Origin of the sequence: Enterococcus sp. DIV0800, assembly GCF_050559735.1 — a bacterium.
Lineage (GTDB): Bacteria > Bacillota > Bacilli > Lactobacillales > Enterococcaceae > Enterococcus_A > Enterococcus_A devriesei.
Window position 1 is genome coordinate 1,613,324 of the sequence record NZ_CP187898.1, and the last position, 13,415, is coordinate 1,626,738.

Annotated in this window: 12 protein-coding genes and 1 other annotated feature; of the genes, 1 reads left to right on the forward strand and 11 read right to left on the reverse strand. The window is 41.2% G+C overall.

What is annotated here, in order from left to right; all coding sequences use genetic code 11:
• Positions 1-38: 38 nt before the first annotated feature.
• Positions 39-836: a 30S ribosomal protein S2 gene (gene rpsB / locus IGI54_RS07875; RefSeq protein WP_071861007.1), complete on the reverse strand. Its 798-nt coding sequence runs from the start codon at positions 834-836 to the stop codon at positions 39-41.
• A 324-nt stretch (positions 837-1,160) separates the two neighbouring features.
• Between rpsB and IGI54_RS07880 the strand changes: the two genes are divergently transcribed.
• Positions 1,161-1,637: an arginine repressor gene (locus IGI54_RS07880; protein WP_216430672.1), complete on the forward strand. Its 477-nt coding sequence runs from the start codon at positions 1,161-1,163 to the stop codon at positions 1,635-1,637.
• 73 nt (positions 1,638-1,710) lie between these two features.
• Here IGI54_RS07880 and IGI54_RS07885 read toward each other — a convergent pair whose 3' ends face one another.
• The 10 genes from IGI54_RS07885 to galT form a co-directional block, all read right to left on the reverse strand.
• On the reverse strand, positions 1,711-2,763 hold the full coding sequence (locus tag IGI54_RS07885; protein WP_430620388.1) for a BMP family lipoprotein: 1,053 nt from the start codon (positions 2,761-2,763) through the stop codon (positions 1,711-1,713).
• Between the two features lie 125 nt (positions 2,764-2,888).
• Entirely contained in the window at positions 2,889-4,580 is a 1,692-nt protein-coding gene (argS, locus tag IGI54_RS07890) for an arginine--tRNA ligase (protein ID WP_430620389.1), read from the reverse strand.
• A gap of 190 nt (positions 4,581-4,770) precedes the next feature.
• Positions 4,771-4,950 (reverse strand) — a binding site (T-box leader).
• 60 nt (positions 4,951-5,010) lie between these two features.
• Positions 5,011-6,024 carry an ornithine carbamoyltransferase gene (gene argF / locus IGI54_RS07895; RefSeq protein WP_430620390.1) on the reverse strand — a complete coding sequence of 338 codons (1,014 nt, stop codon included), beginning with the start codon at positions 6,022-6,024 and terminating at the stop codon, positions 5,011-5,013.
• A 154-nt stretch (positions 6,025-6,178) separates the two neighbouring features.
• Positions 6,179-7,525, reverse strand: coding sequence for a cation:dicarboxylate symporter family transporter (locus tag IGI54_RS07900; RefSeq protein WP_430620391.1), 1,347 nt, complete (start codon positions 7,523-7,525; stop codon positions 6,179-6,181).
• Positions 7,526-8,027: 502 nt separating this feature from the next.
• Complete coding sequence (tsaD, locus tag IGI54_RS07905; RefSeq protein WP_430620392.1) at positions 8,028-9,050, reverse strand: tRNA (adenosine(37)-N6)-threonylcarbamoyltransferase complex transferase subunit TsaD; 1,023 nt, start codon at positions 9,048-9,050, stop codon at positions 8,028-8,030.
• The gene (gene rimI, locus IGI54_RS07910; RefSeq protein WP_430620393.1) at positions 9,043-9,483 is read right to left on the reverse strand and encodes a ribosomal protein S18-alanine N-acetyltransferase; all 441 of its coding nucleotides are present in this window, start codon (positions 9,481-9,483) and stop codon (positions 9,043-9,045) included. The genes tsaD and rimI (IGI54_RS07910) overlap by 8 nt, the downstream gene beginning before the upstream one ends.
• Positions 9,484-10,044, reverse strand: coding sequence for a ribosomal protein S18-alanine N-acetyltransferase (gene rimI / locus IGI54_RS07915; RefSeq protein WP_216430667.1), 561 nt, complete (start codon positions 10,042-10,044; stop codon positions 9,484-9,486).
• Entirely contained in the window at positions 10,028-10,735 is a 708-nt protein-coding gene (tsaB, locus tag IGI54_RS07920; protein WP_430620394.1) for a tRNA (adenosine(37)-N6)-threonylcarbamoyltransferase complex dimerization subunit type 1 TsaB, read from the reverse strand. Before tsaB ends, rimI (IGI54_RS07915) begins: the two co-directional genes overlap by 17 nt.
• A 192-nt stretch (positions 10,736-10,927) precedes the next feature.
• The gene (locus IGI54_RS07925) at positions 10,928-11,911 is read right to left on the reverse strand and encodes a LacI family DNA-binding transcriptional regulator (protein WP_216430665.1); all 984 of its coding nucleotides are present in this window, start codon (positions 11,909-11,911) and stop codon (positions 10,928-10,930) included.
• Between the two features lie 12 nt (positions 11,912-11,923).
• Complete coding sequence (gene galT, locus IGI54_RS07930; protein ID WP_430620395.1) at positions 11,924-13,405, reverse strand: UDP-glucose--hexose-1-phosphate uridylyltransferase; 1,482 nt, start codon at positions 13,403-13,405, stop codon at positions 11,924-11,926.
• Between the last annotated feature and the right edge of the window lie 10 nt (positions 13,406-13,415).

Genomic DNA, 13,415 nt, shown 5'->3' on the forward strand with positions numbered 1-13,415 from the left:
AGGTAGTTATTTACTTTGAAGCAGCATATGCTACGAAATTATTCAGCTGATTCTGTAGAAGCGTTGTCGCCTTCTACTACATCAACGATTTCTTCGATTGAAGTTGCTTGTCCGCCTTCTTCAGTTGCGAAGTCTGCTTCTGCTACTTGATCTTCACCTTGGTTTCCTTCGATGAATGCGTCAGCCATTTTAGCAGTGATCAATTTCACGGCGCGAATAGCGTCATCATTTGAAGGGATAACTACGTCGATTTCATCTGGATCGCAGTTTGTATCAACCATAGCAACGATTGGAATGTTCAATTTTTGTGCTTCTTGAACAGCAATACGTTCTTTACGAGGGTCAACGATATACATAACATCAGGGATGCGAGGCATATCAGCAATACCGCCTAAGAATTTTTCAAGACGTTCGCGTTCTTTGTTCAAACCAACAACTTCTTTTTTAGGCAATACTTCGAAAGTACCGTCTGCTTCCATAGCGTTGATTGATTTCAAACGAGCGATACGTTTTTGGATTGTATCCCAGTTAGTCAAAGTTCCGCCTAACCAACGGTGGTTTACATAGTATTGACCAGCGCGGATCGCTTCTTCTTTGATAGCATCTTGTGCTTGTTTTTTAGTACCTACGAATAAAGCAACGCCGCCGTCTTCAGCAACATTTTTCATGTAATCGTAAGCTGCGTCTACTAATTTGACTGTTTTTTGCAAGTCAATGATGTAGATGCCGTTTCTTTCTGTGAAGATATATTTCTTCATTTTTGGGTTCCAGCGACGAGTTTGGTGACCAAAGTGTACGCCGGCTTCTAGTAATTGTTTCATAGACAATACTGACATTTGTGTTTCCTCCAATTGGTTTTTTGTTTTCCTCTTCTGCTCTCTTCTTCATAAGGAACTGACAAGCAGCACCGCCTTACGAATCAAGTCAGAATGTGGATTTTTTTGTGAGCAGTCTCCTACACACAATTAGTAATTATACAAGAAGCCTTTTGATAAATCAATCTTTTTTATTTCACTTTTGGTGGATTAATAATTATTAAGGGATACTGTTTAAAAAAACTTTTTCTGCTATACTGAGTGCATAATTATTATTCTCTTGCCCTTGCTTATTTGACTAGCAGAGGGATTTACCATTTACTACGACAATTAAGGAGTTTTCTTATGCGAAAAAAAGACCGCCACGAATTAATCAAACAAATCATTTCTGAAAATCCGATTCGCAATCAAAACGAATTGATGGACCATTTAAAAAGTCATGAGGTTTCAGCGACACAAGCGACAATCTCACGAGACATTCGCGACTTAAAGATCGTTAAAACGATTGATGACACCGGCAAACCCCGCTTTGAATTATTTCAAGAGCATACAGCACCGACTGAAGATGACGATATCAAACGCTTGATTCGCATGACCGGGGAAGTCATCGTTAAAATCGAACCAATCCAGTTTATGACAATCGTCAACACACTACCTGATAACGCGCATTTATTAGCCTCTGTGTTAGATGATCTTTCCAGTCATTTGATTGTGGCTACAATGGCGAGCTTTGATACAATCATTATCATTTCAAGAGCACCAGAAGACGCGCAAAAAGTCGCGGCTTTTTTAGCAGACCCAACCAGCTCTTCTATTTTCTAAAATAGCCCTCTTCTTAGGATCGCCAACTATCAAAAAAAGCAGCAGAACGCTTAACGAGCCTCTGCTGCTTTTTTTATTCTTCCGGAACAGTCAGCTTTCCCGCATTGATTTGTTCTTTCGCAGTTGCGATTGCTTTTTCAGCCGCTTTCGATAGTTGACCTTTGGTTAAATCAACCCCGCCTTCTTTTAAGCCAAATTCTAAATGCTTCCCACCAGGAAATTTGTTTTTATAAGCCGCATCTGCAATTTCGGTTACGGCCGCACCAACATTTTTCTTAGTGGAGGTCAATGTGAAGTTTCCTGTTTTTCCATCAGCCATTTGATAATCACCTTCGTCGGTTTGATCTCTATCTACACCAATCACCCAAACTTTTCGACTAGGATTATTCTCATTTTGTGCTTTCGCTTCTTGGAAGACCCCGGCACCGGTACTTCCAGCTGCTTGGTAAAGAATGTCTGCTCCCTCTTTATACATCGATGCAGCAATCGCCTTCCCTTTGTCTGGTGCATCATAAGAGGCTGCATATTGCACTTCGATTTTGATTTCTTTTCCTAACTGTTTTCCAGCAGCTTTTACCCCAGCTTCGAAACCACTTTGAAAACGTTGGATCACAGGGCCTTCCATTCCCCCAATAAAACCGACGTGATTTTGTTTCGTGCTGTAAGCAGCAGCTATTCCAGCAAGATAGGCGCTTTCTTGATCTTTGAATGTCGCTGAAACGACATTTTCTATCCCGGTAAGATCACCATCGATTAAAGCAAAATTTAATTTTGGATGCTGTTCCGCCGCTTCTTTGATTGCATCTGCTTGTAGATAACTTAAACTAATAACCGTCGTAAATCCATTTTCAACAGCTTGACTGATGTTTGTACTATTTTCTTGAGGATCATTTGTCTCTAAGTAGGTGAAATCCTTCTTTGCTGTTAACCCTTTGTCTTTCCCCCACTTTTCAAGACCTTCCCAGCCCGCTTGATTGAACGAACGATCATCGACACCGCCGAAGCCTAAAATCAACGCCAACTTGTGCGGATTTTCTGCAGCCTTTTTCTCCGCCTGACTTTGCCCACAACCTGCTAATAATCCGATTAAACCTAAACAACCCAATCCTAAAAATATTTTTTTCATGATATCGCTCCTTCGTATGTGTCTTGACACATCGTGCCGTAGAAAGTATACCATACTGGTTTTGAGAGTGCGGATTTATTAAAAAAAGACTCAGACAAGTTTTAACCTTATCTGAGTCTCATTTTTTACATTTTATTTGGTGCGTGAACGCCTAGTAGACGTAAATCTTCTTTCAAAATGACAGTGACCGCATGGACTAAAGCTAGACGCGCGTCCTTTTCTTCATCGTCAACCAACACTTTTGTATGAGCGTAGTATTTGTTGAAGGCTTGGGCTACTCTGATCGAATGCTTTGCGATTACAGATGGTTCATATTGATCTGCCGCCTGCATCACAATTTCTGGATAGCTTTGTAACAGCTTGATGATTTCCCAGCTATCGGCATCGTTTAAGGCATAGACTGCTTCTGGATCAACGGTGAAGGCAGCTTTCTCCAAAATTGACATCGCCCGAGCGTGAGTATATTGAACATACGGCCCCGTTTCCCCTTCAAAACGTACGACTTCTTCTAAATTAAAGTCAAAATTATTCAGGCGATCATTCTTCAGGTCATGGAAGATTACCGCGCCAACACCGACTTGATGCGCCACTTCTTCTTTATTCGGTAAATCAGGATTTTTTTCTTCGATTTGTTTGAAAGCTAAGTCTTTCGCTTCATTTAATACTTCTTCTAATAAAACGATCTTCCCTTTACGCGTCGATAATTTTTTTCCATCCTTCGTGATCAAACCAAAAGGAACATGCACCATTTCATCTGACCAATCAAAGTCCATTTCCTTCAAGACAGCCTTTAATTGTTTAAAGTGTCCACTTTGTTCATTCCCAACAACGTAAAGTGACTTAACAAAGTTGTACTCACGTTTCCGGAAAAGTGCTGCGGATAAGTCTCGGGTAATATATAAAGTAGCGCCATCCGATTTTTTAATCAAGGCTGGATTCAAGTCGTATTTATCAAGGTTAACGATCTCCGCACCCTCACTGGTTTGCAACAAATGTTTTTCTTCCAACATTGTTACCACTTCATCCATCTTGTCGTTGTAAAAGGCTTCGCCGTTATAAGAATCAAATTCAACTTCTAGCATACTGTAAATTTTGTTGAATTCTTTTAATGATTCGCTGCGGAACCATTTCCATAATTCTAGTGCTTCCTCGTCATCTTCTTCTAGCTTCTTGAACCAAGCCCGCGCTTCGTCATTTAATTCAGGCTCTTCTTCGGCTTTTTCATGGAATTCCACGTAAAGACGTAACAATTCATTGATTGGCTCCGCTTTGACTTTTTCTTCTGAACCCCATTTTTTGTACGCCACGATCAATTTCCCGAATTGAGTGCCCCAATCGCCTAAGTGATTGATCTTGATTGGCTGATAGCCGATCTTACTTAAAATCAGGCTGATGGAATTACCGATGACTGTTGAACGCAAATGTCCCATTGAGATCGGCTTCGCGATGTTTGGTGAAGACATATCAATCGTTACGTTACCTTCATTACCAATATTGCTATTACCAAACTGACTCGCTTCTTTCGCTATTTGCTTCAAGACCATACTAGAAATAACTTCTTTTTTCATAAAGAAATTCAAATACGGACCTACAACCTCGATTTTTTCAAAAGCATCAGGATTGATTTTTTCTGCTAACTCCGCCGCGATTTGTTGCGGTGCTTTGCGAAAAACTTTCGCCAACGCGAAGGTAGGAAAAGCCACGTCACCATGATCCACAGATTTCGGTTTTTCTAGTAAACGCTCCACTTCCGGCAACGTTAAATTTTCTTTGACCACTTCAAAAACTGCTTGTGCCACGATTTCTTGATTATTCATCCAAATTCCTCCTATTTCATTTCGATTATCTCCCACTGCAAGAAAAAGCAGAACTGACCGCTAACTCGTCTCCATGGTACCATTTTTCTAAAATGCAGAAAAATGATTCCATCCTCCTACGCATACGCTTTTTCTAACCCGCTAAAGCGGGAAGAAAAACTCGCAAAAAAAGTCTCTGATGTTTAAAAACATCAGAGACGAGATTTCCCGCGGTACCACTCTTTTTGTCGTAAAAAACGACCCACTCAGGCTATAACGGTAGCTGCCGTTTCACCTCAAAAGTGCGCCATCTACTTTTGTTTATTCGGCTCCCACCTGCCCGAACTCGCTAAAAAACAGACCATAGATTTCTCTTTATCATTGATGAAATAAATATTCTGGCACCATACTACCAGAAAATTCTTCATCTGACTAGTCCAAGCAGCAATTTTTATACTTTTGGAATAAAGAGATCACCTAGCGTTGCGGCCATCATGGCTTTAATCGTATGCATCCGGTTCTCCGCCTGCTGGAATTGCAATGCTTGTTTTCCGCGAAAGACTTCATCGGTTACTTCCATTTCAGCTAAGCCATATTTTTCTTTGATTTCCTCGCCTACCTCGGTTGCTAAGTCGTGAAAGGCTGGCAAGCAATGTAAAAAGATCGTGTCCGCATTTTTTGTTTTTGCCATCAGCGCTTGGTTGACTTGATAAGGAAGCAACAAATCAATTCTTTCCTTAAAGGCGGCTTCTTCTCCCATTGACACCCATACGTCCGTATAAATAATATCCGCTCCGGCGACACCTTGGTCAATATCCGCTGTCACTAAAATTTTAGCTTGTGACTGCTTTGCGTATTTATTTGCTAAGTCAATCAACGATTCCTCTGGAAAAAGTTTTTCTGGCGTGACAATCGAAATATTGACGCCTAGAATCGCGCTTGTAATCAGTAAAGAATTGGCTACATTGTTGCGGCCATCGCCGACATACGCTAACGTTAATCCTTCGAGTTTGCCAAAATGTTCTTTGATGGTTAAGAAATCCGCCAACATTTGAGTAGGATGCCATTCATCCGTTAATCCATTCCAGACCGGCACACCAGAAAATTCGGCTAATGCTTCGACGGCTTTTTGCGAGAAGCCACGATACTCGATCCCATCAAACATACTACCTAAAACTTTCGCCGTGTCTTCTACGGATTCTTTTTTACCTAGCTGAATATCATTCTTTCCTAAATATTCTGGATGAGCCCCTAGGTCGATCGCCGCAGTTGTAAACGCCGCTCGTGTTCGGGTCGATGTTTTTTCAAATAGCAAGGCGATGTTCTTGCCTGCTAAATAGCGATGAGAAATATTTTTTTGCTTTAATTCTTTTAAATGCGCCGCAAAATCAATTAAATACAGCAGCTCTTCTTTCGTAAAATCAATTTCCTTTAAAAAACTTTTCCCATGAAAAATATTTTCCATCTAAACTCCTCCAGTTTTTGAATAATCATCCGTACGAATCCGTTAATCGTTTATTTTTATTCATGATAACTGAATATTTACAAACTAGCAAGCTTTTATCTCAAACATGTTGTATAAAAAAAACTTCCCCATGAAAATGAGGAAGCGAGAATTTCTATTTTACTTGCGACAGTCGAATCCGATTAATTTTACAAGTCACAGCACTGGCTACGACGCCACCATTTAAGTTAATCGCTGTCCGACCCATATCAATCAACGGCTCAACTGCAATAAATACACCCACTAGTCCGACAGGCAATCCTAATGCTGATAAAGAAATAATCGTCGCCACTGTTCCACCACCACCTGTTCCAGCAATTCCAAACGAAGTCATAGCAATGATAAAACCAGCATACAGTAAAAACTGCGGTGTCAGTGGATTAATATTCTGCGTCATCGCAACAATCGCAATGATAATCCCTGGATAAACACCGGCACAGCCATTCATTCCCATTGAAGTTGCAAAAGACGCGGCTAAACTAGAAACGCTGCGAGGAATCTGTAAGTCATCCTGCATCTCAATATTCATTGGCATCGATCCAGCGCTAGAAGCTGTAATAAAAGCAAATGATAAAACGGGAAAAGCTTTTTGCAAATACCTAACGGGCGGCAACCCACAAATTGCTAAAATTAATAATTGAATCAAGAAGAATACAAACAATCCGATGTACGCTACAATAAAGAATTTCGCCAGCTTCACAACCGCAGAAACATCATTATTGACGATCGTTGCGATCATAATCGTCAATACTGCATAAGGAGCATAAGAAATAAAGAGCCGCACAACTGACATAATGATCTCATACGCACTATCTAGGATGTCTTTAAAGAGCTTGGCTTCTTTCACTTTTTTATCTTTAATCTTCAGATAGGCAACCCCTAAAAAGAAAGCAAAAATGACTACCCCTAACGTAGCGCTCGGCCGCTGTCCCGTTAAATCAAAAAAGGGATTTGATGGGAAGATCGCAATGATCTTTTGCGGCATTGTCAATGTTTGCTCACCACCAGAAACATAACTTTTCTGAATCTCATTGGCAGAATGCAAAGCAGTTTGAGAAATATTAAATGAATTTCCATCGATATTCGAAAAATATCCGGTTATAATTCCGACCATTCCGGCAATCCCGGCAGTGACGATTAATGTACCGATGATCGTCATCCCGACTTTCAAGACATTCGTTTTTATTTCAATTTTGGTAAAAGCTAATAAGACACAGACAAAAATTAATGGAATCGCAATCATCTGCAGTAATTTTACATAAACGCTACCGATGATGCCGATCCAATCCGATAAGACAGCGCCTTGGTCATTTGATAACATTTGGTTAAAGATCAACCCTAAAATAATTCCCACAGCCATGGCAAGAACAACTCGTTTCGAAAAGGACCATTTCTTTCTTTTTAAATAAATCAGTCCAGCTAGTGAAGCTACTACGATAAGAAAAGAAACTGCTAATAACACCTAATCACTCCATTCAAATTGTTTAAAAAAGATCACCGATCTCTCAATTTGAGTTTCAAAATTTAGCAAATCCGCAGTTAACGCTTTCATTTTATGCAAGTGATTTATTTCACATTGATGCTGAAAAAAATATACGCTTTGCTTGCTTAGAAACTCTAAGTATTTTTTTCAATCACACTCAGTACTTAAACGTCATTTTTTTCACCCCTATTTCATCACCTGCACAAATAGTATAAAAATATAACGTGTGTTTCACAATCAAGATTAAAGATTTATTATGAAAAGCAACAAATTCTTTTCCCAGTCGCAAAATTAAAAAACAGCTTAGCTGAAAAAATAAATTATTTAAAGTTTAGTCAAGTTTGATAGAAACATACCTTAAACAGCAAATTCTTTTTAATGAAATAGACAATCGAGGTTTGTGAAAAAAAAAACCTATGGATTTTAATCCATAGGTCTTGATAGGACAGACTGCCCTATTTTTTTGCTTTAGTATGACTTTTTAGATATGTTGAAAAGCCAAACTGGGATTAGCATTCAAGCTCATTCCAGCTAAATGGTGTTTTTGCAATCCTACATGAGCTGCCGCTCCGATCATTGCCGCATTGTCTCCACACAAACGTAATGGCGGTACGATCAATTTTAAATCCGGCAATTCTGTTTGGATCGTCGCTGACATCTTTTCCCGCAGTCCTTGATTAGCGGCCACTCCACCAGCTACGATTAACTGTTTTACCGGATAGGCTTTGCAAGCTTTGATGGTTTTGGTGACTAAGACTTCCACGACGCTAGCTTGGAAGCTGGCTGCTAAATTATTATGATCCAGCGCTTCCCCTCGCTGTTCTGCGTTGTGCGTCAAATTTATAAACGCACTCTTCAAGCCGCTGAAGCTAAAATCAAAATTGTCTTCTTTGATCATCGCCCGCGGGAAATTGTACGTATCCTCGCCTTGATGAGCCAAATGATCAATTTCTTTTCCGCTTGGATAACTCAGACCTAACACTCGTCCAACCTTATCATAGGCCTCACCAGCCGCATCGTCTCGTGTCTCACCAATAATTTCAAAAGAACCATCTTCTGCCATATAAACAAGCTCCGTATGTCCCCCGCTGACTAATAAAGCCATCAACGGAAACTCTAACGGCTCCATTAAACGAGCCGCATAAATATGGCCAGCCATATGATTCACTGGAATCAACGGCAACCCATTCGCCCAAGCAAAAGCTTTCGCGGCACTCAAGCCAATTAACAACGCCCCCACAAGTCCAGGTCCATATGTAACGGCGACAGCACGTAAATCATTGGCTGTTACCTGTGCTTCGCTCAATGCTTCTTCGATACAAATTGTAATTTGTTCGACATGGTGACGACTCGCCACTTCTGGTACGACACCGCCGAAGCGTTTGTGACTATTAATCTGGGAAGCTACGATATTTGAAAGAATTTTTTCTCCATTTTCGATTACAGCGACACTGGTCTCATCACAGCTACTTTCAATTGCCAAAATCAGTTCGGTCTCACTCATCTTTATTTCCTACTTTCAAACTCATCAGCACCGCATCTTCTGTCGGATGCTGATAATATTTTTTCCTTGTTCCAATCACTTGGAAGCCAAATTTTCCGTAAAAAAGCCGCGCCTCATGGTTCGAAGCACGTACTTCCAAAAAAATACTCGCGATTTTTTGCGACTTTGCGTACTGAATCAATCGTCTCATTAATTTACCGCCGGTGCCTTGTCCTTTGACTGCCGTGGCGATATTGGTGATCTCAATTTCATCACAGACTTGATGGAAACCAAGAAAGGCGGCGATTTCTTCTGACTCCATAAAATAATGGCTGTGGGATTGGGCCAAATCACTGGCAAATTGTTCCGCTGTCCAAGGGGAATCATAGACGTATGCCTCTTGACTAATCTCCCAAAACTTTTGTGCTAACTCTTTATCCACTGGTTTATCCAACTATTGTCCACCTAGTTCCACATCCAAATGTTTAATCATGTCTAATGCGTCCTCGCTATTTTCGGTATAATAATTTTTCCGAATATTCCGTGAAGAAAACCCTAAACGGCGATAAAGCCTTTGCGCATCGGTATTACTTAACCGGACTTCTAGCGAGAGGGTTTCACAATCGTTCATTATAGCGAATTTTTCAACTTCGTCAATCAATAGGCTACCAATCCCTTGACCTTGAAAAAAAGTAGCGACAGCAATATTCGTAATATGCGTATCGTCTCCAATCAATCGACTGCCGATAAAACCCGCGATCTCGTTCTCCAGCGTGACGATACACAAATACAGATGAGGAATCGGCGAATGAATCTCTGATAAAAAAGCGCTCTTGGTCCAAGGCGCCTCTCCAAAATAGACATCCCGCTCCAATGCAATCAGTTCTTTAATATCCTGATCGACGATTTTTCGCAGTAAAAACTGTTGGTCCCCCAGCGTCACCGTTTTGGTATTGAAAGGATATTGCTTTCCATACAAGATTGTTTTGACTAGGCCGCTAAATCTTTTCAACATAGTTCTCGTCCCCTGGTTGATGCGTCTCTAGCCACTTCTCTTCTGCCTCCACCCGTTTCAAATATTCTGGCACAAGTCCATGAATATTTTCAATCGGATCAGCTAAAAGACCAAGCTGGCCTAAAACAAGTCCATTAGGTAAGTTTAAACGGTCCGACGTGCTAATTTCCGCAGTCGCTAATGTTTCAGCGATCTCTGCCCGGAATTTTTCAGTCTCACCCACAAAAATTGCCGGTTCGTTAATTTTTTTGAGCAAATCTGCTAAAGGAATGTGCTGGTCCGCGATCACATTAACTAATCGTTGTTCTTCCCAACGATAAGCAGCCCCATAAACATTGTTTCTACGAGCGTCCATTAGTGGAACGATTAATTTATCCGTTTGACTATTGGCTGCCAGCACTGCCAAACTTGAAACAGTGGTTAGCTCAAGCTGCAAAGTTTCGGCTAATGTTTTCGCAGTCGTGACCGCAATCCGAATACCTGTATACGAGCCAGGACCTTGGGCTACTACGATGCGATCCAACTCGTTAGGTGTTAGGCCACTTGCCTGCATCACCGATTCAATCGCCGGCATCAAAGTCAAGCTATGATTCATTTTCCGATTCAATTGAAACTGCGCCAACAGTTTGGTATCCTCTAAAACCGCTACGGCTAATGTTTGATTGGATGTATCCATCGCTAATAATTTCATAAAAGTCATTTCCTCGCATTTAAGATAGCCATATTTTAACATAAACCACAAATGCTTTCCTACTAGCTGGCTAGATAATTATCTTTTTCTTGTTCTGACTGGCTCGCTCCATTATTTTTGGTTTAAAACTCCGATTACAAAAAGGCCTTCCGCTCTTTTGAGAAGAAAACCTGTTTTGTCTATTACTTGAAATTAATTGGTTGACGCTCGTTGGATCAGTTCCGTACCTAGCATGATTTTTCGAGGAACCGGGGAATATTCTTTCGCTAATTCTAAAAGCGTGGTGACAGCTAATTCACCCATCCATTCGGTCTCGACTTTTACTGTAGACAAGGCGGGCGAAACATATTTAGCGACACTGACATCATTGAAACCAATTACGGAGATATCTTCTGGAATCCGCAGTCCAGCAGCTTGAATTGCCTGCATGCCACCAATCGCTAGAGCATCACTAGAAGCGAATAAGGCTGTCGGAAGATCATTGCTCTCAGCAATAAATTCACTCACAGCAGCTTTTCCGGCTTCCATTGAAAAAGGTGCAGTTACCACCAAATCTGGACGAAAAAGGTTTAGCTGCTCTAGCTTTTTTTTGAAAGACAACATACGGGGGTCTTCAATTGGCTGCAAATTATGTTTTGTCACTTCTTCTCCAGAGAGAATCCCGATTTTCTGATGCCCTTGTTGGATAAAATGATCGATCACCAAATCCATGCTTTGATCAAAATCGACGACTAGTGAATTTAAGCCCAACTGCATGGCATCAAAATCAACAAATAATAAATTATCATCTAATTGTTTCAATTGTCGAATCTGCTCTGCATCGAACTTGCCTAATGCAATCGTTCCCGTCACTTGCGATTCAGACAGTTCATTTAAGGTTTCACGGCGGACTTGAAGATTTAATTCTTCGGCCTTTTTCTCAATCCCTAAGCGAATCGATAAATAATACAAATCTGCTAATTCTTCGGCCTCGTCATACCACTGGACTAAGCGAATCAACGCTTTCCCCATTTTAGGTGAGCGTTTGTGCTTCGTATAATTTAATTTTTCCGCCACTTCAAAGATGCGTTGTCGCGTTTCTTGCGCCACGGATAACTCTTGATCGTAATTCAAGACGCGAGAAACGGTCGCCGGTGAAACGCCTGCTTGTTTTGCAATATCTCGTATCGTCGCCATGGCAATTCCTTTCTACAACGTCGTAATAAAACGAGTGAAGGCTTCTTGACCTTCCACGTCCCGCTTAAAGACGCCTGCGTCTTCTAGCACACGAGCAAAGACGGCACCGACGGCTTTTTGGACGACTTCGGTCACATTTTCTGCCGTGATCGTTTCCGTTGTTTTAAGCTGATCAGCCCATTCAACATGGTAATCTGCAATCTCATTTTTTTCGTCTAATAAATAGTTTTCGACTTCTTTTAATTCAGTCGCTAAGCGTGGCGGCAACACCGCCAAGCCCATCACTTCGATCAAACCAATATTTTCCTTTTTAATGTGTTGAACATCTGGGTGCGGATGGAAAATCCCATCAGGAAATTCTTCAGAAACATTGTTATCCCGCAAGACTAGATCCAGTTCAAACAGCTCACCATTTCGGCGGGCGATTGGTGTAATCGTATGATGTAGCGTATCCTCCTCGGTCACGGCCACCACTTGTACGGCTTCATCAGAATAGTTTTTCCATTTTTCTAAAATCATTGTTGCCGCATCTACCAATTCGTTTGCATTCTTACTTTGCAGTCGAATCACCGATAACGGCCACTTCACGATACCTGCTTTGATCATTGGAAAATCTTGCAATTCAAAGGTACGTTCCATCTCAGCCACCGCCATTGGGAAGGTATGACGCCCACCTTGATAGTGGTCATGAGAGAGAATCGAGCCCCCCACGATCGGCAAATCCGCATTCGAGCCAACAAAATAATGGGGCAATACTTCAGTGATCTTCAGCAAACGTTGGAAAGAGTCACGCGTAATTTTCATTGGGCGATGTTCTTCCGCTAAAATGATGCAGTGCTCATTGTAATAAGCATAAGGCGAGTATTGCATGCCCCAGCTTTCACCATCTAAATTCATGCGAATGATTCGATGATTGGTGCGGGCAGGATAATTCATCCGGCCTTTGTAGCCTTCATTTTCCATGCATAGCATGCATTTAGGATAATCGACTTTTACCGCAGTCCGTTCAGCCGCGATTTGTTTCGGATCTTTTTCTGGTTTTGACAAATTGATCGTAATCTCTAATGTTCCATAAGCTGTCTCAGCTGGGAAAATAATATTACGAGCGATGTCTCTGGTTTTGATATAATCATTGTCTTTACTTAATTTGAAGAAATAATCTGTCGCTTGGACAGGGTCCTTCGAATAGTATTGGGCAAAATACGCATTCACCACAGAGGGCGGCGGCGTCATTAAGTCCATTAGTTGGCCTTCTAAAATATCTCGCTCTGCTTGCATTTCCGTAATCAGGCCATTCTTTTGGGCTTGATCTAATAATTGATCCGCCAATTCCACTGAACTAGCTGTGACTGGGCGAAGTTCTGACTTTTCAAGGGAATCTTCACCGATTAAGGCGATTACCCGATTTTCTAAATAAATCCGATCCATTTCCATCCAACCGCCGGATTGAATAGCCAAAGTAATAAAGTCTCTGATCGTTTGACTGATTGACATTCATACTTCC